The sequence below is a fragment of the Kitasatospora sp. NBC_00039 genome (assembly GCF_045160625.1).
In the GTDB taxonomy this organism is placed as follows: Bacteria; Actinomycetota; Actinomycetes; order Streptomycetales; family Streptomycetaceae; genus Kitasatospora.
Genome location: NZ_CP108289.1, coordinates 3,643,651 through 3,662,702, shown reverse-complemented (window position 1 = coordinate 3,662,702; position 19,052 = coordinate 3,643,651). Strand labels below are relative to the sequence as shown.

The window sequence follows — 19,052 nt, the reverse complement described above, 5'->3', positions numbered from 1 at the left end:
CCGCCCGTACGATGGAGCCATGTCCAACACCGCGCAGCGCCGTGTCCTGCTCGCCGCCCCCCGGGGCTACTGCGCGGGCGTCGACCGCGCAGTGATCGCCGTGGAGAAGGCCCTGGAGCAGTACGGGGCGCCGATCTACGTCCGCAAGCAGATCGTCCACAACAAGTACGTGGTGCAGACCCTGGAGAAGCAGGGCGCGATCTTCGTCGACGAGACGGAGGAGGTGCCCGAGGGTTCGATCGTGGTGTTCTCCGCGCACGGCGTCGCGCCGTCCGTCCACGATGAGGCCAAGGCCGGCAAGCTCGCCACCGTCGACGCCACCTGCCCGCTGGTCACCAAGGTGCACAAGGAGGCCGTCCGCTTCGCCGACGAGGGCTTCGACATCCTGCTGGTGGGCCACGAGGGCCACGAGGAGGTCGTCGGCACCATGGGCGAGGCACCGGACCGGATCCACCTGGTGGACGGCGCCGAGGACGTCGCCAACGTCGAGGTCCGCGACGAGTCCAAGGTCGTCTGGCTCTCCCAGACCACGCTCTCGGTGGACGAGACCATGGCCACCGTGGGCGAGCTGAAGAAGAGGTTCCCGCTCCTGGTCAGCCCGCCCAGCGACGACATCTGCTACGCCACCCAGAACCGGCAGGTCGCCGTCAAGCAGATGGCGCCCGAGACGGACCTGCTGATCGTGGTCGGCTCCAAGAACTCCTCCAACTCCGTCCGCCTGGTCGAGGTCGGCCTGGAGTACGGCGCCAAGGCCGCCCACCTGGTGGACTTCGCCGACGAGATCCAGGAGGCCTGGCTGGAGGGCGTCACCACGGTCGGCCTGACCAGCGGCGCCTCGGTGCCGGAGATCCTGGTCGAGGGCGTCCTGGACTGGCTGGCCGCGCGCGGCTACGGCGACGTGTCGACCGTCAAGACGGCCGAGGAGCACCTGACCTTCTCGCTGCCCAAGGAGCTCCGCCGCGACCTGCGGTCCGAGGCCGCGGGCAAGCTGTAATCGCCGCCTCCGGAAAGCCCGGCCCCCTGTGGGGCCGGGCTTTCTGCTGTGCGCGGCCGGGTGTGCTCTCGTAGTTTTGTGCCCAGGTGTGCACAGGCCTGTGGACAACGCCGACCGTGGCGCCCGGCCGGCCGTGCGCGACGGTTTCGGGTTACGGCGGAGGGCGGTCGTCATGACGGCGGTATTCGGTGTGGACATCGGCGGTTCGGGCATCAAGGGCGCCCCCGTCGACCTCGGCCGGGGCGTGCTCGCCCAGGAGCGTTACAAGGTCCTCACCCCGCAGCCCTCCGCCCCGGAGGCCGTGGTCGCCGCCGTCCGCGAGGTGGTCCGACACTTCGGCCACCGGGGCCCGGTCGGGCTGACCTTCCCCGGAGTGGTGGTGAACGGCCAGACCAGAACCGCGGCCAACGTCGACAAGGGCTGGATCGGCCTCGACGCCGAGGGCCTCTTCCGCGAGGCGCTCGACCTGCCGGCCACCGTCCTCAACGACGCCGACGCCGCCGGCTTCGCCGAGCTCAGTCACGGCGCCGGGCGCGGTCAGGCGGGCGTGGTGCTGGTCCTCACCTTCGGCACCGGTATCGGCAGCGCCCTCTTCGTGGACGGCACCCTGGTGCCCAACACCGAGCTGGGCCACCTGGAACTGCGCGGCAAGGACGCCGAGCGGCGCGCCTCCTCGGCGGCCAAGGAGCGGCACGGGCTGACCTGGGAGCAGTGGGCGGGCCGGGTCGAGGAGTACCTCGACCTGGTGGAGATGCTGTTCTCGCCGCAGCTGATCGTGATCGGCGGCGGGGTGAGCCGCAAACACGAGAAGTTCCTGCCGTTGCTGCGCGAGCGCGAGGCCCGGATCGTCCCGGCGGGGCTGCGCAACGACGCCGGGATCGTCGGGGCGGCCATGGCGGCGGCCCGCGCGTCCGCCTGACCCGGTTGCCGGGGTCCTCGCGAGGAGCCGGTCCCGCGTGAGGGCCGGTGCCGTGCGGCGAGGGTGGCTGCGGTGCGGCGAGTACTGGTGCCGTGCGCCGCGTGTCGGTGCCGTGCGCTGAGGGGGTGGCCGGGTGGCCGCCCCCTCAGCGCGCCCGGTGGAGCCGCCGCTGCGCCACGAACCGGGCGAGGACGATCACCGCCGCCAGACCGGTGCCGGAGAAGAGCCAGCCGGCCCGCAGCGCCAGGCCCGTCGCCAGCGCCACCACCTGTGCGGTCACCCCCGAGGAGGCGACCGGGCCGAGCAGCAGCAGCGAGACGGCGAAGGCGATCGGCCCGCTGATCGGCGCGGCCAGCAGGTCGGCGAAGCGCACCCGGACGGCCAGTTGGAAGCAGACCACCAGGTAGCCGATGCCGAACAGCACACCGAGCCCGCCGAAGACCAGCCGGTCCAGGCCGGCCACCGATACGGTCGCGACCAGCGCGGCCACGCCGGTGCCGACCGCGGTCAGCCGGGTCGGCCGCCCGGTGCGCCGGCGCCCGTAGAGGCGGCCGTTCGGGCGGCCGCCACCGCGTTCGCCGGTGCGTTCGGAGGTCTGCCCGTCCACGCGCTCGCCGGTCCGTTCCCCGGGGCGCGCACCGAACGGCAGACGCAGCCGGGGCCGGGCGCCACCGGGGCGGACCCGGTCGGGCGCGCCGGCCACGGGGCGTAGCCGGGAGGCGGGGGAGGCGGCGGCCCCGGCCGGCTCGGCGGTCTCGGGGGCCCGCCCGGGCCCGGGGACGGCGGCCCCGGCCGCGCCGTTCGGCGGACGGCGTCTGGGCCCTGGCGGCTGGGTTCGGATGCTCTGCTCCACCCACCCAACGTACGGTCCGATCATCGCCACACTGTGTAATGGTCGTCGGGACCTTGCTCCGTGTCTTCGAACGGAGTACTGATGTGATCGTCGCTCAACTCCCCCGGGGCCCGTATGACCAGCGAGTTCGCCTTCGAACGGCTGCACCACGTGCAGCTGGACATCCCGGCCGGCGCGGAGGGCGAGTGCCGGGCCTTCTGGCACGGCGTGCTCGGCATGACCGAGCCGGCCAAGCCCCCGGTGCTGGCCGCGCGCGGCTGCTGCTGCCAGCCCTGATCGTCACTGCGGGGCGGCGGGGTCGAGGTGCACCTGGGTGTGGTGCCGGAGTTCCGGCCGGCCCGCAAGGGGCACCCGGGCATCCAGGTGCGGACGATGGACGCGCTCGCCGAGCGGCTGGCCGCACGTGGTCATGAGGTCGTCTGGGACGACGATCTGCCCGGGCGCCGCCGCTTCCACGCCAGCGACCGCCTCGGCGACCGCCTGGAGTTCCTGGAGCCGCTGCCGGCGGCGGCCGACGCCTGATTCGCTGCCCGTAGACTGGGGGATCGGCCCGCACGGTGCCGACCCAACTCCTCCAAGCCCACGGGACTGCGCTTCATGTCGCTCACGATCGGAATCGTCGGCCTGCCGAACGTCGGCAAGTCGACCCTGTTCAACGCCCTGACCAAGAACGACGTGCTGGCGGCCAACTACCCGTTCGCCACCATCGAGCCGAACGTCGGCGTCGTCGGCGTCCCCGACGCCCGACTGGCCAAGCTCGCCGAGATCTTCGGCTCGCAGCGGATCCTCCCGGCGACCGTGGACTTCGTGGACATCGCCGGCATCGTGCGCGGCGCCTCGGTCGGTGAGGGCCTGGGCAACAAGTTCCTGGCGAACATCCGTGAGTCGGACGCGATCTGCCAGGTCATCCGGGCCTTCGTCGACCCGGACGTGGTGCACGTCGACGGCAAGGTCTCGCCGAAGGACGACATCGAGACCATCAACACCGAGCTGATCCTCGCCGACCTCCAGTCGATCGAGAAGGTGCTGCCCCGGCTCCAGAAGGAGGCCCGCCTGAAGAAGGAGTCGGCCGCCACGCTGGCCGCCGCCGAGGCCGCCCAGAAGATCCTGGAGACCGGCAAGACCCTCTTCGAGGCGGGCTTCGACGCCTCCTCGGTGCGCGAGCTGCACCTGCTCACCACCAAGCCCTTCCTCTACGTCTTCAACGTCGACGAGGACGAGCTGGTCGACGAGGAGTTCAAGGAGGCCCAGCGCGCCCTGGTCGCCCCCGCCGAGGCGATCTTCCTGAACGCCAAGATCGAGTCCGAGCTGATCGGCATGGACGAGGACGAGGCACTGGAGCTCCTCCAGTCCATGGGCCAGGAGGAGACCGGCATGGCCACCCTCGGCCGGGTCGGCTACGAGACCCTCGGCCTGCAGAGCTACCTCACCGCCGGCCCCAAGGAAACCCGCGCCTGGACCATCAAGAAGGGCGCCACCGCCCCCGAGGCCGCCGGTGTGATCCACACCGACTTCCAGAAGGGCTTCATCAAGGCCGAGGTCATCTCCTTCGACGACCTGGTCGAGACCGGCTCCATCGCCGAGGCCCGCTCCAAGGGCAAGGCCCGCATCGAGGGCAAGGACTACGTCATGCAGGACGGCGACGTGGTGGAGTTCCGCTTCAACGTCTGAGCGGATGAAATGACACCACGTCGCTGACGTGGCAAACATGCAGGTCAGAAGAGGTCGGGCTCAGTCGAGTCCGACCTCTTCGTCGTCACTGTGCTGGATGGGTGCTGGATATTCTGACGTGCGGCCAGCGGCAATCAGGCCCGGGTGCTCCGGCGGGCGGGGCGGGGCAGATGAGTATGCGTACTCATGTGCCGGGCGGGGCCGGTCGGCAGACTCCGGGGTATGGAGAGTCAGCCTTCGGACCGGCCCGAACAGCCCGGTGACGGGTCGTCGTCCGCCGGGGTGCCCGGCCAGGAGCCGGGGTGCCCCGACTGCGGTGCGGGGCTCGGCGTGCGGCCGCCCGCGCGCTGCCCCGCGTGCCGGCTGCCGCTGCGCGGTGCGGTGGCGGGGCGGCTCTGGCAGGTGGAGAAGGGGCTGGAGGCGGTCGAGCGGCGGCGGCTGGTGCTGCTGGAGGAGCGGGCCGGGCTGCTCGACCAGCTCCGCGCGCGCCGCTACGGGCCCGAGCCGCAGCCCGGCCCCGGGGCGGCATGGGCGGTGCCGCCGTCCGGGCGGCAGGCCGAGGTCTCCGGGCGGTCGGCGCAGGCGGCCCTGCTGGTGCTCGGTGGCGCGCTGGTGGTGGTCGCCGCCCTGGTGTTCACCGTGGTCAGCTGGGGTCACCTCGGGATCGCCGGCCGCGCCGCCGTCCTGCTGGCGCTGACCGCGTGCGCCCTCGCCGCGCCGGTCCCGCTGCGCCGCAAGGGGCTGACGGCGAGCGCGGAGACCTTCGCCGCCGTCGGGCTGGTGCTGGTGCTGCTGGACTGCTACGCCACGCGCGCCGCGGGCCTGGCCGGCCTGGACTCCGTGCGCGCGCCGGGCTACTGGGCGGCGTGCACCGCCCTGGTCGTCGCGGGGGCGGCGGCGTACGGGGGTGCGATGCGCATGCGCGCGCCGCTGGTGGCGGGTTTCCTGCTGGGACGGCTGCCCGCGCTGCTGGCCGTCCATGCGATGGGGCTGGGCGGCTACCTCGGCAGTGCCACCGCGCTGGTCGCCACGGCGGCCGCGGACTACGGCGTGATCCGCCGGGTCTCCGTGCGGGACGGGCTGCGCAGCAGGCTCCGGCTCGGCGGGCTGCTGCCGCAGGCCGGTGTGGTCGCCGCCGTGTGCGGCCTGGCGGGTGGCGGGCTCGCCCTCGCCCTGGGCATCTCGCTGGTCGCCGGTTCGCGCCGCACGGCGGCCGCGGTGGACGGCGGGGCCGTGGCTCCGGTCTGGGCCTGGCTGCCGCTCGGCGGGCTGGCGCTGCTGGCGCTGGCCGTGGCGCGGCCGTACCCGGGGCCGGGGGTTCCGGGGCTGACGCTCGACGTCCGGCGGTTGGCGGCCGGTACGGCGGGGGTGGCGGTGCTGGCGGCCGCGGGGGGATCGCTCGCCGCGCTCCTGCCGGTGGGCTGGAGCACGGTCGGCTACGCGGCGCCGGCCGCGCTGCTCACGGTCGCGGCCGGCGCGGCGGTGCGCCCGCGTGGCCGGCAGGTGCCCGGCGAGCCTGCGGCCGACGCGGCGGATGTCGTCCCCACCGGGCTGTGCGGGGCGGCGGGGCTGTCCCTGCTGGCGGGCTCGGCCTGGTCCGTGGCCCAGCTGGTGCCGGCCTTCTTCGAGCCGGTCGCGCACCTCGGGGCCGCCTGGGCGGAGCCGGCCGCGCCCGGCTGGGCCTGGGAGGTCCCGGGGGTCGGGCTGACCGGCTACTGGCTGTTGGTCGGGGCTCTTGCCGCCCTCCGGGCGCTCGGCGCCGAGGTCCTCGAGGCGACCGCGCGGCCGGGAAGTGCCGACGGGACGGCCTGGACGGAGCCGGTTCTCGCGGTGGCGGCCGTTCCCGGGCTGGCGCTGCTGCCCGTGGCGTTCGGGCTGCCGTACGGCATGGCGGTCGCCGCCGCGGCCGTGCTCGCGGTCGCCGCCGCCGTCCTCGCGGTGCTGCGCGAGACCGGCCCGGCCCGTCCGGCAGGCCCGGCCGCTCTGGTGACGGCCGCCGCGTTCGCCCAGCTCTGGGCGCTCGCCGACCGGCAGGCCACGATCCTCGTCCTCGCCCTCGGTGCCGTCCTCGCGGTGGCCCTGACGGCGGCTCTGACGCGGGCCGGGACGGCGCGCGCCGCGGGCGCGGGTGCGCTCCGCCCCGACATCACGGCGGCCTGCGCGGTGCTGGCGCTCGGCGGCGAGGCGGCGGCCGTCGGCCGGACGGCCGGGCTCGCGCTCCCGGAGATCATGCTCGCCGTCCTCGCGGTGGCCGTCGTCTCGGCCCCGGTCGCGGCTCGGGTGGGACCGCGCCCGGTCTCCCGGGCGGTCGAGGGGGCCGGGTACGTCCTCGCCGCCGTCGCCTGTGCGCTGACGGCCGGCGATCCGGGGCGGCTCGCCCTCGCCCTGACGGTGGCCGGGGTGGCGGGGCTCGGGATCGCGCTGCGGCCCGACCGCCGCCGGGCGGCGACCGTCGCGGCGGTCGTCCTGCTGATCGCCGCCTCCTGGCTGCGGCTGGCGCTCTGGGACGTGCGGGCGCCGGAGGCCTACAGCCTGTCGGTGTCGGCGGCCGCGCTGGTGGTCGGTGTCCTCCTGCGGCGGCGTGACGCGGAGGCCGGTTCCTGGGCGGCGTACGGTCCGGGGCTGGTGCTCGGGCTGGCGCCCAGCGTGGTCGCGGTGTGGGCCGACGGGCACTGGCTGCGTCCGCTGCTGCTGGGTTCCGCCGCGGCGGTGGTGACCGTGCTGGGGGTCAGGTACCGGTTGCAGGGCCCGCTGCTGCTGGGTGGTGCGGCGCTGCTGCTGGTCGGCGTGCACGAGCTGGCGCCGACCGTCGTCCAGGTGCTGGGCCTGCTGCCGCGCTGGGTGCCGCTGGCCGTCGTGGGGCTGCTGCTGCTCGCCCTGGGGGCGACGTACGAGCAGCGGCTGCGGGATGCCCGCCGCCTGAGGGCGAGGCTCGGCCGGCTGGGCTGACGGGCCGGGTGCCGGCGGAGGGTCAAAACGGAACGATATCTCTCACTTTGCCTCCACCACAGGCGAGTTGACTATTTCATGTGATCATTTGAGTGGCTGCTGACCGGCATCTCGGGGGCGGGCGTCCGGCCGTGACCGCACCGGCGTCGTCACCCCGGGCGGTTGCCGTCCGTGCCCTCACCGCTCGTCGTCACGACATGCGGGCAGCCACTCCGCACGATCACAGGGGGAAGTCATGACTCGTTCGAACAAACCTGCCCTGAGCCGCCGCACGTTGCTGGGCGGCACCGCGGCCGCCGGGGTCGGCGCCGTCCTGGCGTCCGGCACCGACGCCGTGGCGGACTCGGACCGCCGGCGCAACCCGGTCGACCAGGCCGCGGTCGACGCCGTCGCCGCCCGGCTCGATGCCGACCTGATCGCACTGCGGCGCGAGTTGCACCGCAACCCCCAGACGTCGGGGGAGGAGAAGTTCGCCGCAGGGGCGGTGGCCGACCGGCTCCGGGCGGCGGGCCTGAGCGTCGAGTCGGTGGCCGGGACCGGGGTGGTCGCGGTGCTGAAGGGCGCGCGCCCCGGGCGGACGGTGGCCTACCGGGCCGACATGGACGCGGTGCCCGGGGACGGCATCACGCCCCCGCTCCGGGACCGCCCGGCGGCGCACGTCTGCGGCCACGACATCCACACCACGGTGGGGGTCGGCGTCGCCCAGGCGCTGGCGAGGCTCCAGTCGCGGCTGAGCGGCACGGTGGTGTTCCTCTTCCAGCCCGGCGAGGAGTCCCTGAAGGGCGCCCAGGCGATGATCGACGCCGGGGTGCTGGAGCGGAAGGGCGTCGAGGAGATCCACGCCCTGCACTGCGGGCCGTACCCGGTGGGGCAGTTCGCCGTGACGCCGGGCAGCGGGCTGCCGGGCCAGGACTGGGCCACGGTCACCCTGGCGGGGCCGGACGCGGTCGCGGCGGCGGGCCGGCTGAAGGCCGAGATCGGCGGGCTCTCCACGGTGGCCCCACCGCCGCTGCCGCCGGCTTCGTCGGACGCCTATCTGGAGCAGATGGTCGCGGACGTGCAGACGCCGGACGGGCCGCTGGCCCGGTTCGTGGTGATCCGCGGCAGGGCGGCGGACAAGCCGGACGCCGAGGGCCGGGTCGCGGTCGACGTGACGTTCCGCTGCTGGCCCGAGCAGCGCAACACCGAGATCCGGGAGGAGATCCGCCGGCTGGCGCAGCCGTACGGCGGGGCGGTGACCTTCCCCAAGCCGCCGTTCCCGGCCCTGGTCTGCCCCGCGGACGACGCCAACGCACTGGCCCGGCACCTGCGCTGTGAGCTCGGCCCCGGCTCGGTGACGGTGAACCGCGCCGCGTTCCCGTTCAACGGGGAGGACTACGCACTGTTCCTGGACCGCGTCCCGGGCACCTACACGTTCCTCGGGGTCCGCACTCCCGGCGCCGCGATCACGACCAGTTACCCGCACTACGAGACCTTCACGCCGGACGAGCGGGCCATCGGCGTCGGCGTCCGGGCGATGGCCGGCTGGCTCGCCACCCGCACCCGCCGGTAGGCGGTCGCGGGGCCGGCGCACCGGTGCCGGCCCCGCGGTGGGGCCGTCAGGCGATGCGGACGGTCAGGCTGCCGTCGCCGGACGCCGTGACGGTCACGTCCTCCAGCGTGGCGGCGTGCGCGGTCGGGCGGTGGGCGGCGGCGCGCGGGCCGATGCCGACCACGGGGATGCCGGCGGCCCGGGCTGTGGCGATGCCGGCCTCGGAGTCCTCGAACGCGAGGCAGTCGGCGGGGGCGAAGCCGAGCGCGGCGGCGCCCTTGAGGAAGCCCTCCGGGTCGGGCTTGCTCGCGCCGACCGACTCGGCGGTGACCAGGACGGACGGGAGCGGCAGGCCGGCGGCGGCCATCCGGACCCGGGCGAGCGGCTGGTCGGCCGAGGTGACCAGGGCGTGCGGGAGGCCGGCCAGGCGGGCGAGGAAGGCGGGCGCGCCGGGGACCGGGACGACGCCCTCGGTGTCGGCCGTCTCCTCGGCGAGCATGCGCCGGTGGTCGGCGAGGTTGACGGCGGCCGGACGCTCGGGCAGCAGGACGGCCATGGTCGCGTGGCCCTGGCGGCCGTGGGCGATCCGGAGCACCTCGTCCGGGTCGAGGTCGTGCTCCTGGGCCCAGCGGCGCCAGCAGCGTTCGACGACGGCGTCGGAGTTGACCAGGGTGCCGTCCATGTCCAGCAGGAGGGCGCGGGTGGTCAGCACGGTGGCGGCGGCGGGCATGGGGCGGCTCCTCGCGGGCGGGCCCAGAGAGCGCGAGTCAATTGTTCAATACAGATACAAAATATCAGCCCAGCAGGTGGGCGTTGACCGCGCGGGCCTCCTCGGCCAGCTCCGGCAGCTCCACCACCTCGACCCCGGCCGCCTCCAGCAGCGCCGTCCCCTGGGTCTCGGCGACGAAGGTGTCCGGCTCGCTCCAGGCGACCACCACCCGCGGGACGCCCGCCGCCAGCAGCAGCCGCGCGCAGGGGTGCGGCCGGGAGGCGCGCTGCCCGCAGGGCTCCAGGGAGCTGTAGACGGTCGCGCCGCGCAGTCGCGGGTCGCCGGCCGGGAGCTTGGCCAGGGCCGCCTCCTCGGCGTGGTCGTGCGGGTCGGACTCCCGGCTCCAGCCCTCGGCCAGCACCTCGCCGTCCGCGCCGACGATCACCGCGCCGACCGAGAACGCGGTCTCGGAGGGCGGGCAGCGGCGGGAGAGCTCGACGGCCCGCCGCAGGAACATGAGGTCGGTCGGGTCGGTGGTCACGGGGCGGGCTCCTTCGGGGCGTACCTGAGCAGGACGACGTCGCCCACCGTACGTGCCTCCAGCAGCCGCATCCGGCGGGCCGGGCCACCGGGGAACGCGGCGGGGTGGACGAAGCGGGGCGCGTCCGCCTGTCCGACCAGCAGCGGGGCGACGGCCAGCTGGAGCTCGTCGGCCAGGCCCTGGGCCAGGAACTGGGTGTGCACGCTGCCACCGCCCTCGACCATCAGCCGGCGCACCCCGCGGGCGCCGAGGTCGTCCAGCACCGCACCCAGCCCGACCGCGCCGCCCAGCGCCACCACCTCGGCCAGGCCGTCCAGTTCCGGGCGCAGCACCGCGGCGCCCGCGTCGGTGGTGTAGGCGAGGCGGTCGCCGCCGGAGTGCCAGAAGCGCAGTGAACGGTCGAGCCCGCCGCTCGCGCTGAGGGTGACCTTCAGCGGGTACTCGGGCCTGCCGGCGGCGAGCCGGGCGGCCCGCCGGGCGGGGTCGTTGACCAGCAGCCGGGGGTTGTCCGCGCGCAGCGTGTTGCCGCCCACCAGGATCGCGTCACTGGCGGCGCGCTCCTCGTCCACCCGGTCGAAGTCGGCCGGGTTGGAGAGCAGCAGCCGCTCGGGGGAGGCGTCGTCGAGATGCCCGTCGAGCGACATCGCGGCGCTCAGCAGGACGAAGGGGCGGCCGGGCATGGGGGAGACCGTTCTCTCGGGGGCCCGTCCACCGTACGGCCCGGGCACGGCCGGTGGTCCGTCGAGGGCTGCTGTTCGTCCGGCGGCCCGCTGCCGGAGGGGCGGCGTTCGCCGAGGGGCTCCACCCTGGTCCGGACCTCGCACCGCCCCCACGTCGAAGGGCTGTCCCCGTGTCCCGTCTCTCCCGCGGCCTGCTGCCGCTGGCCGTCGCCGTCGCCGCACTGCCGGTGCTCGCGCTGCCCGCCGGTTCCGCCGCCGCCGTGACGTACGGAACCCCCACGATCACCCTCTCGGCCGGGTACCTCTCCGGCGCGGTCGGCGCCACCGGCGACCCGACGGTCACCATCACCGTCGCACAGAGCGGAGCTTCCGCCTCCGCGCTGTCGGTGGCCGCCTCGGCGAGCAGCCGCGGCTCGGTCGCCCGCACCGGCGACGTCACCGTCACGGGCACCACCGGCACCCGCATCCTCGCGGTCGCCGCGCAGGGCGTCGGCTACACCGACCTGACCGTCAAGGTCACCGGCCTCGGCGGCAAGACCGCGACGAAGACGCTGCACTACGCGGCCTCGCCCGCGGTCCAGCTCTCCGCCGCGAGCCGGTACCTGACCGGCTCCAGCGACGCCTCGGCGGCGGTGGACGTGGGCGGCGGCTACGTCGTGGTGGCCGACGACGAGTCCAACGTGCTGCGACTGTACGACCGCAACGCCTCGGGCGCGCCCGTCCGCACCTGGGACTTCAGCTCGGCGCTCGGCGTCTCCAAGGAGATCGACATCGAGGCCGCCACCCGGGTCGGCAACACCATCTACTGGACCGGCTCGCTGGGCAACAACAAGGACGGTGAGATCAAGGCCGACCGGCGCACCGTCTTCGCCACCACCGTCACCGGCTCGGGCGCGGGCACGCAGCTCACCCTGGCGGGCAAGTACACCGGCCTGCGCGACGACCTGATCGCCTGGGACCGCGCCAACGGCAACCGCTACGGCTTCGCGGCCGGCGCGGCGGCCGGCCAGGTGCCCAAGCAGATCGACGGATTCAACGTCGAGGGCCTGGAGTTCGCCCCGGGCAGCTCCACCACCGCGTACGTGGGCTTCCGTGCGCCGCTCACCCCGGCGGTCACCGGGGGCCGGGCGCTGATCGTGCCGGTCACCAACTTCTCCTCCCTGCCCGGCGGTTCGGCGCACGCCACGTTCGGCGCCCCGATCGAGCTGGACCTCGGCGGGCTCTCCGTCCGCGACCTGCGGCGCAACGCGCTCGGCCAGTACCTGATCGTGGCGGGCTCCTGGGCGGCGGACGACAACTCCGACCCGTACGCGCTCTACCGCTGGGACGGGCAGCCCGGTTCGCAGCCGGTCAAGGTGCTGGACCTGCCCACCGCCGACGCGGGCGGCTGGGAGGCCGTGCCGGACCTCCCGGACCTCACCGCCCCCGGCGCCCGGGTGCAGCTGATCACCGACGACGGCTCCGCCGACCTGTACGGCGACGGTACCGAGGCCAAGGACCTCACCCACCCGGAATGGAAGAAGTCCCGCACCACCTGGTTCACCCTCAACTAGGCGTACCAGCAGGGCGAGTGCCCCCGACCGCAGGCCGGCCGGGGGCACTCGCGCATCCTTGGGCGACCGTCATATGAGACGAATCTTCTCGTCATGCGGGACAGATAGTAGCGTCGGAGGCGTCGGAGAACCGAGATCTTCTCAGGGGGACGTCATGACCGGACCGCAGCCCGCCGCCTACACGCACGGCCACCAGGAGTCCGTGCTGCGCTCGCACCGCTCCCGTTCCGCCGCCGACTCGGCCGCCTACCTGGTGCCCCACCTGCGGCCCGGCCAGGCCGTGCTGGACGTCGGCTGCGGTCCGGGCACGATCACCGCCGACCTGGCCGAACTGGTCGGCCCCGCCGGGCGGGTGGTGGCCGTGGACACCTCGGCCGAGGTGGTGGAGGCGGCGGCCCGGCACGTCGCCGGACGGGGTCTGTCCAACGTGCGGTTCGAGGTCGCCGACGTGCACGGACTGCCGTACGAGGACGGGGAATTCGACGTGGCGCACGCCCACCAGGTGCTGCAGCACGTGACCGACCCGGTGGCCGCGCTGCGGGAGATGCGCCGGGTGACCGCGGAGGGCGGCCTGGTCGCGGCCCGGGACGTCGACTACGAGAGCATGACCTGGTACCCGCAGGTGCCCGAACTGGACCGCTGGCTGGAGCTGTACCGGCGGATCGCCCGGAGCAACGGCGGCGAGCCGGACGCCGGGCGGCGGCTGCTGTCCTGGGCCCGGGCGGCGGGCTTCGCCGAGGTCACCGCCTCGTCCAGCACCTGGACCTTCGCGTCGCCGGAGCGACGGGAGTGGTGGGGCGGCATGTGGGCCGACCGGACGGTGGCCTCCAGCACGGCCGGGACGGCGGTGGCCGAGGGGTTCGCGGAGCAGGCGGAGCTGGAGCGGATCGCGGCCGGCTGGCGGGGGTGGGCGACGGCCGAGGACGGCTGGTTCGCGATGCTGCACGGGGAGGTGCTGGCACGCGGGTAGCCGGGCCCGGCGGCCAGGGAAAAGGGCGGGAAGGCGTTCGGCAAGATCGGGTAAAGTCGCGCTTCCGTTCCCATCGCAGGGGTGTGCTCCGCCGGCGGAACGTTCGAGTCGAACTGCCGAGCTGATGCCCGTGACCGCCGGGCGGGGGAGTCCACGTGTCCAAGCCCGATCCCGACGCTCCCGTCCCTGTGCCGGACGTTCCCGTGGAGGCCGTTCCCGACGCTCCCGTCCCTGCGCCTTCCGTTCCCGCGCCGGACGCTCCCGCGGCCGAAGGCCCGGGGCCGGACGTTGCAGCGGCTCCTGCCGAGACTGTTCCTGCCCAGCCCGTTCCGGCGACGGACGCCCCCGCCATGGACGCCCCCGCCGCGGATGCTCCGGCACCGGCCGACCGGGTGGAGCTGACCAAGCCGGCCACGGCGGACGCGGAACCCCCGGCCCCGGACGCACCCGCAGCGCCCACCGCACCCGGGGCCCCCACCGCACCCGGGGCCCCCACCGCACCCGGGGCCCCCACCGCACCCACCGGATTCGCCGCGCCCGCGGACCCCTGGGCCGCCCCCGCCTCCGCCATGGCAGGCGCCCCCGCCGGCGCCCCGGCACCGCCGCCGCCGTCCCCGGGCCCGCCGCCGGCCGCCTCCGGCTGGGCCGCCGTCCCGCCCGGCTCGATGTCCGGCTTCCAGCCCGGCTACGCCTACCCGCAGGCCCCCGGGGCCACCAACGGCTTCGCCGTCGCCGCGCTGGTCACCGGCCTGTTCTGCATGTGGCCGATCGCGCTCGTCCTCGGCATCGTCGCGCTGGTCCAGATCCCCAAGCGCAACGAGCGCGGCCGCGGCATGGCCGTGGCCGGTGTGATCTTCGGCGTCCTCGGGGTGCTGGCCACCCTGCTGGCCTTCCTCGGGGTGCTGGCCGCCGGCGTCGACGCGTCCGACCGCGCCGACCGCCCGGCCCGCGCCCCGAAGGCCCCGCCGGGGTCCGTGCTCTGGTCCTCGCTCAAGGCCGGCGACTGCTACAACCCGCCCGGGAACGCCGCCGGCTCCGCCCCCGAGGACGGGGACAAGACGGTCTTCTGGGTGCTGAAGGTGCCCTGTGCGGTTCCGCACCACGGCGAGGTGGCCGGCACCGCCCGGATCCCGGACGGCGACGGCCCGGCCTATCCGGGCGAGACCCGCGTCCGCGACCTCGCCGCCGACCTCTGCGGCCCGGTGCTCGACGACTACGCCCTCGACTACTGGGCCGTGCCGGACGGCATGGAAGAGGTCTACCTGTACCCCAGCCGCGGCAACTGGAAGTCCGGCGAGCACGACGTCACCTGCACCTACGAGGACCGTTACGCCCAGCACCGCGGCAGCGTCCGGACCGACCGCGCCGGCCTGAGCCCGGCCCAGCTCGCCTACCTGGAGGCCGCCCGCGCCTTCAACACCGCGTACTGGAACGAGCCGGACGGCGAGGTCGCCGGGTCGCGCTCCGAGTACCTGGCGTGGGCCCGGCAGATGGCGGACGCCTCCCGTAAGGAGGCCGACGAGCTCTCCAGGCGTTCGACGGCCTGGCCGGACGGCGCCAAGGCGAAGGTGGCCGAGTTGGCCGCCGCCCAGCGGGAGGCCGCCACCGCCTGGGACACCGCGGCCAAGACGGCCGACGACGCCGCGCTCGAACGCGAGGTGCGGCGGGCGAAGGCGATGGTGACCAAGTCGGCCAAGCTGACCTTGGACATCCGCCGCGAGCTGGGCCTGTCGACGGGCGAGCAGGTCGGCGACATCCAGGTCTGACCCCGCGCCGCCCGCGCCCCGCCGGCCGGTGGCCCCGACCTGCCGGAGCGGCCCTCACGGGCCGTGCTTCCTTACCCGTCGTTAACAGGGCCCGTACCTGCCGGTAGCGAGCCGGGCGTAGCGTCCGGTGGACGCGGCCCCCGACCCGACCCCCACGCGGGCCGGGGCCGCTTCCGCGACGCGGGCCGGGGCCACTCCCTCGACCCGCGCCTGCGAGCGCCCGGGGAGTACCCCTACGCTCACCGGCATGGACACCTTTCGGGTGATGCGGCAGGACGACAACGGCAACCGCTTCCTGGTCGCAACGGGCCTGGACCGGGCCGAGGCCGAGCGGCTGGCGGCGGAGTTCGAGGCACGCGGTCACAAGCAGCTGTACTGGGTGGAGAGCGCAGGCCCGACGAGCGCAGGTCCTAGGGTCGGGGCCATGGAGAACCGGATCGTCGTCGGCGGCGCGCTCATCCACCGCGGCCGGGTGCTGGCCGCCCGCCGCAGCGCACCTGCCGAGGTGGCCGGGCGCTGGGAGTTCCCGGGCGGCAAGGCCGAGCCCGGCGAGACCGAGGTGCAGGCGCTGGAGCGGGAGCTGCTGGAGGAGCTGGGCGTCCGGGCGAGGGCCGTGGAGCGGCTGCCCGGTGCGTGGCTGGTCCGGCCGGGCCTGGAGCTGCACCTCTGGGTGGCCGAGCTGCTGGCGGGCGACCCGCGGCCGCTGGAGGACCACGACGAGCTGCGCTGGCTCGGCCCGGAGCAGCTGGACGGCGTCGACTGGCTGGACCACGACCGGGCCGTCCTCCCGGACATCGCCCGGCTGCTCGAAGCGGCGCGCACGGCCCCCTGACCGCGTACGGCCGCCCCCTGGCCGCCCACGGCCCCCGGCCGGGCCGCCGTACGCCTGCCGCCCGCCCGGCGGCCACGCGCCCGCCACCCGCCCGCGCGAACGCCCCGACGGGAGCCCGCGCATCCGGCGGCGCGACGCGCAATACGCCAGGTAGGTCAATCGGAAAAGCCGACCCGGAAGCCGGGATAGCCTGGGTTCTGCTGGGTATGTCACTTTTCGGCACTATTCGTCACCATCGGTGAGCCGCCCCAGCCGGCGCCGCCGATCCCGACCAGAGCCGGAGGCCCCGTCGGTGTCGAATACCGGTAACGGCGGCGGGGGAGCGCGGCGCACGGGCACCGGGGGGAGCGCAGCCGCGCGCGCCCGGCTGCGTCGTGGCGCGCGCCCAGCGCCGCCGCCGCAGCCGCCGGTCGGCCGCCGCCGCGGCGGGGGGAACGCGGCCCCCGACGCCCCGCCGCCGGACCAGCCCGCGCCGTCCCTGGTGGTCGCCGACGCGTCCCCTCCGGCGGGAATCCGGAGCCGCCCCGGGCGGCCCTTCCCCGGCGGCCCCGGCGGGGAGCCGGGCGGCCCCGACGACCGTACCGAGGGCACCCTGCTCGACGTGGTCAAGGTCGCCATCGCGATCCTCGACACCGCCGGCCGGGTGGTCCTCTGGAGCCCGGCCGCCGAGGAACTGCTCGGCTGGCCGAACGAGCTGCTGGTGGGGCGCCGGATCGACGAGCTGATCCCGGACGAGGAGCAGGTCGCCCGGATCCGCGCGGCGATCCAGGACACCCTGCGGCACGGACGCTGGGCCGGCCCCGCCGAGCTGCGCGACCGTGACGGCGCCCCCGTCGCCCTGGACGCCCGGATCTCCCTGCTGGTGGACGGCGACGGCACCCCGTTCCTCCAGGTCAACCTGGCCGAGGCGGCCGCCGTCCGGGCCGTGGAGCGCGACCTCGCCGTCCGCGACGCGCTGTTCGAACAGTCCCCGCTGGGCATCGCCGTCCTCGACACCGAGCTGCGCTACACCGCCGTGAACCAGACCCTGGCCGCGATGAACGGCATGGCCACCGATGACCACGTCGGCCGCACGACCGGCGAGACCCTGCCGGAGCGGGCCGCCGACGAGATCACCGCGATCCAGCGGCAGGTGCTGGCCACCGGCGAGCCGGTCATCGACGTCACCCTCGCCTCGCCCGTCACCGCCCGCTCCGGCTACCGCTCGATCTCCTACAGCCGGATGACCGACCGGGCCGGCCGGGTGCTCGGCATCTCCGGCACCGTGATGGACGTGACCGAGCGGTACCGGGCGGTGGCCAAGGTCGAGCACGCCCGGCGCCGGCTCTCGCTGCTCAACGAGTTCGGCTCGCGCGTCGGTGACCTGCTGGACGCCTCCCGGATCGCCCAGGAGCTGGCCGGCGCCGTCGTCCCCCGGCTCACCGACCACTCCGCGGTGATCCTGCTCCAGGCCGTCGCCCACGGCGACGACCTGCCCCGGCACGGCCACGACCGGCGCACCTCGCTGCTGCAGCTGGGCACCGCCTCCGTCCAGGACGGCCCCGAGGTGGAGGTGATGCTGCGCCGCGGCGCCCGGATCACCTTCGCGGAGGACTCCGCCTGCGGCCGGGTGCTGCGCACCGGCGTCCCGGAGCTGCTCTCCGGCGCCGACCAGCTGGACGACGTCACCTACCCCGGCGACCCGAAGATGCAGGCCGCCCACGACCTGGGCGTGCACTCGATGCTGGTGGTGCCGCTGCGTGCCCGCGGCATCGTGATCGGCCTGCTGCTGGTCAGCCGGGCCGGCTACCGCGAGGGCTTCGACCGCGACGACCTCGCCTTCACCGTCGAGCTGGCCGACCGGGCCGGCAGTTCGCTCGACAACGCCCGGCTCTACGCCCGCGAGCGCACCGCCGCGCTGACCCTGCAGCGCACCCTGCTGCCGCAGCAGGTCCCGCAGCCCACCGGCGTCGAGGTCGCCTACCGGTACGTTCCCGGCAGCAGCGGTACCGAGGTCGGCGGCGACTGGTTCGACGTCATCCCGCTGCCCGGGGACCGCACGGCGCTGGTGGTCGGCGACGTGATGGGCCACGGCCTGCGGGCCGCCGCCACGATGGGCCGGCTACGCACCGCCGTCCGCGTCCTGGCCGCCCTCGACCTGCCGCCGGACGTGCTGCTGCGCCACGTCCACGAGCTGGCCGACGACCTCGCGCAGGGACCGGACGAGGCGCTGCTGGCGACCTGCATCTACGCCGTGTTCGACCCGGCCACCGCCCGGCTGACGGTCGCCAAGGCCGGCCACATCCCGCCGGTGCTGATCGTGCCGGGGGAGGGGGCCGAGGAGCCGACCCGGACCGGGGGTCCGCTGCCCGGTGGCGCCGGCCGGATCCTCGACCTGCCCTCGGGCGCCCCGCTCGGGGTCGGCGGCGTCCCGTTCGAGGCGGTCGAACTGAAGATTCCCGAGGGCAGCCTGCTCGCCCTCTGCACGGACGGCCTGGTGGAGTCCCGGGACAAGGACCTCGATGTCGGCCTCGGCCGGCTGATCACCGTCCTCCAGCAGCCCCAGGCCTCGATCCAGGCGGCCTGCGAAGCGGTGCTGGACACCATGGAGCAGGGCCGCGAGCCGGACGACGTGGCGCTGCTGCTGGCCCGTCTCGGCCACGGCCAGGCCGGCACCCCGACGGCCGGCTGGACGCTGCCCGCCGAACCGACCGCCGTCTCCCGGGCCCGCCGGCTGGTCCGCGCGACGCTCGCCGAGTGGAGCGTCGAGGAGCTGACCGACACCGCGGAGCTGCTGGTCAGCGAGCTGGTCACCAACTCCGTCCGCTATGCGAGCGCACCCATCGGCGTACGGTTGACGCTGGGCGAGACGCTGCTGGTCGAGATCTCCGACCCGCTGCCCGACCCGCCCCGCGAGCGCCACGCGGCCGAGGCCGACGAGGGCGGCCGGGGCCTGGAACTCGTCCGCCGGCTCGCGCTCCGCTGGGGCGCGCGGGCGGAGGGCATGGGCAAGGTCGTCTGGTTCGAGCAGCCGCTGCCGGGTAATGAGCCCGAGGAGCCGGGAGACGAGTAGGACGCGAGTAGAGCGGGGCTGCATATGCCATC

The 19,052-nt window shown here is 75.1% G+C and carries 12 protein-coding genes and 2 pseudogenes; 11 read left to right on the top strand and 3 right to left on the bottom strand.

Annotation, left to right across the window (positions count from 1 at the left end):
- Window positions 1–19: 19 nt before the first annotated feature.
- Together OG286_RS16095 and ppgK are read left to right on the top strand one after the other, a co-directional pair.
- Window positions 20–994, top strand: coding sequence for a 4-hydroxy-3-methylbut-2-enyl diphosphate reductase (locus tag OG286_RS16095; RefSeq protein WP_396320640.1), 975 nt, complete (start codon window positions 20–22; stop codon window positions 992–994).
- 172 nt (window positions 995–1,166) lie between these two features.
- On the top strand, window positions 1,167–1,913 hold the full coding sequence (gene ppgK / locus OG286_RS16090; RefSeq protein ID WP_396320641.1) for a polyphosphate--glucose phosphotransferase: 747 nt from the start codon (window positions 1,167–1,169) through the stop codon (window positions 1,911–1,913).
- Between the two features lie 145 nt (window positions 1,914–2,058).
- On the opposite strand, the gene OG286_RS16085 is transcribed toward ppgK, so the two are convergent.
- Window positions 2,059–2,766: a DUF6542 domain-containing protein gene (locus tag OG286_RS16085; protein WP_396320642.1), complete on the bottom strand. Its 708-nt coding sequence runs from the start codon at window positions 2,764–2,766 to the stop codon at window positions 2,059–2,061.
- A gap of 114 nt (window positions 2,767–2,880) precedes the next feature.
- On the opposite strand from OG286_RS16085, the pseudogene OG286_RS16080 reads away from it, so the two are divergent.
- The 4 genes and pseudogenes from OG286_RS16080 (at window position 2,881) to OG286_RS16065 (ending at window position 8,938) form a co-directional block, all read left to right on the top strand.
- Window positions 2,881–3,288: pseudogene (locus OG286_RS16080) on the top strand (glyoxalase).
- A gap of 75 nt (window positions 3,289–3,363) precedes the next feature.
- A complete protein-coding gene (ychF, locus tag OG286_RS16075; protein ID WP_396320643.1) occupies window positions 3,364–4,437 on the top strand; it encodes a redox-regulated ATPase YchF in 1,074 nt (357 codons plus the stop codon).
- Between the two features lie 222 nt (window positions 4,438–4,659).
- The gene (locus tag OG286_RS16070) at window positions 4,660–7,386 is read left to right on the top strand and encodes an SCO7613 C-terminal domain-containing membrane protein (protein ID WP_396320645.1); all 2,727 of its coding nucleotides are present in this window, start codon (window positions 4,660–4,662) and stop codon (window positions 7,384–7,386) included.
- 235 nt (window positions 7,387–7,621) lie between these two features.
- Window positions 7,622–8,938 carry a M20 family metallopeptidase gene (locus OG286_RS16065; protein ID WP_405361217.1) on the top strand — a complete coding sequence of 439 codons (1,317 nt, stop codon included), beginning with the start codon at window positions 7,622–7,624 and terminating at the stop codon, window positions 8,936–8,938.
- Between the two features lie 46 nt (window positions 8,939–8,984).
- Here OG286_RS16065 and OG286_RS16060 read toward each other — a convergent pair whose 3' ends face one another.
- Window positions 8,985–9,647 (bottom strand): HAD-IA family hydrolase, encoded by a 663-nt coding sequence (locus tag OG286_RS16060; RefSeq protein ID WP_405361219.1) that lies wholly within the window; start codon window positions 9,645–9,647, stop codon window positions 8,985–8,987.
- A 64-nt stretch (window positions 9,648–9,711) separates the two neighbouring features.
- Window positions 9,712–10,847 (bottom strand): annotated as a pseudogene (locus tag OG286_RS16055) (dihydrofolate reductase family protein).
- 170 nt (window positions 10,848–11,017) lie between these two features.
- On the opposite strand from OG286_RS16055, the gene OG286_RS16050 reads away from it, so the two are divergent.
- The 5 genes from OG286_RS16050 to OG286_RS16030 all read left to right on the top strand — a co-directional run bounded on the left by OG286_RS16050 (window position 11,018) and on the right by OG286_RS16030 (window position 19,020).
- Window positions 11,018–12,400, top strand: a complete 1,383-nt coding sequence (locus OG286_RS16050) for a hypothetical protein (RefSeq protein ID WP_405361221.1) — start codon at window positions 11,018–11,020, stop codon at window positions 12,398–12,400.
- Window positions 12,401–12,554: 154 nt separating this feature from the next.
- The gene (locus OG286_RS16045; protein ID WP_396320649.1) at window positions 12,555–13,370 is read left to right on the top strand and encodes a methyltransferase domain-containing protein; all 816 of its coding nucleotides are present in this window, start codon (window positions 12,555–12,557) and stop codon (window positions 13,368–13,370) included.
- Between the two features lie 350 nt (window positions 13,371–13,720).
- Window positions 13,721–15,136 (top strand): DUF4190 domain-containing protein, encoded by a 1,416-nt coding sequence (locus tag OG286_RS16040; protein WP_405361223.1) that lies wholly within the window; start codon window positions 13,721–13,723, stop codon window positions 15,134–15,136.
- A gap of 247 nt (window positions 15,137–15,383) precedes the next feature.
- Window positions 15,384–15,968 (top strand): NUDIX domain-containing protein, encoded by a 585-nt coding sequence (locus OG286_RS16035; RefSeq protein ID WP_396320651.1) that lies wholly within the window; start codon window positions 15,384–15,386, stop codon window positions 15,966–15,968.
- 292 nt (window positions 15,969–16,260) lie between these two features.
- Window positions 16,261–19,020 carry a SpoIIE family protein phosphatase gene (locus tag OG286_RS16030; RefSeq protein ID WP_405361226.1) on the top strand — a complete coding sequence of 920 codons (2,760 nt, stop codon included), beginning with the start codon at window positions 16,261–16,263 and terminating at the stop codon, window positions 19,018–19,020.
- The last annotated feature ends 32 nt before the right edge of the window (window positions 19,021–19,052 follow it).

Coding starts and splice junctions, on each gene's coding strand:
- OG286_RS16095 (WP_396320640.1), top strand. CDS start 20: ATGTCCAACACCGCGCAGCGCCGTGTCCTGCTCGCCGCCCCCCGGGGC.
- ppgK (WP_396320641.1), top strand. CDS start 1,167: ATGACGGCGGTATTCGGTGTGGACATCGGCGGTTCGGGCATCAAGGGC.
- ychF (WP_396320643.1), top strand. CDS start 3,364: ATGTCGCTCACGATCGGAATCGTCGGCCTGCCGAACGTCGGCAAGTCG.
- OG286_RS16070 (WP_396320645.1), top strand. CDS start 4,660: ATGGAGAGTCAGCCTTCGGACCGGCCCGAACAGCCCGGTGACGGGTCG.
- OG286_RS16065 (WP_405361217.1), top strand. CDS start 7,622: ATGACTCGTTCGAACAAACCTGCCCTGAGCCGCCGCACGTTGCTGGGC.
- OG286_RS16060 (WP_405361219.1), bottom strand. CDS start 9,647: ATGCCCGCCGCCGCCACCGTGCTGACCACCCGCGCCCTCCTGCTGGAC.
- OG286_RS16045 (WP_396320649.1), top strand. CDS start 12,555: ATGACCGGACCGCAGCCCGCCGCCTACACGCACGGCCACCAGGAGTCC.
- OG286_RS16040 (WP_405361223.1), top strand. CDS start 13,721: ATGGACGCCCCCGCCGCGGATGCTCCGGCACCGGCCGACCGGGTGGAG.
- OG286_RS16035 (WP_396320651.1), top strand. CDS start 15,384: ATGGACACCTTTCGGGTGATGCGGCAGGACGACAACGGCAACCGCTTC.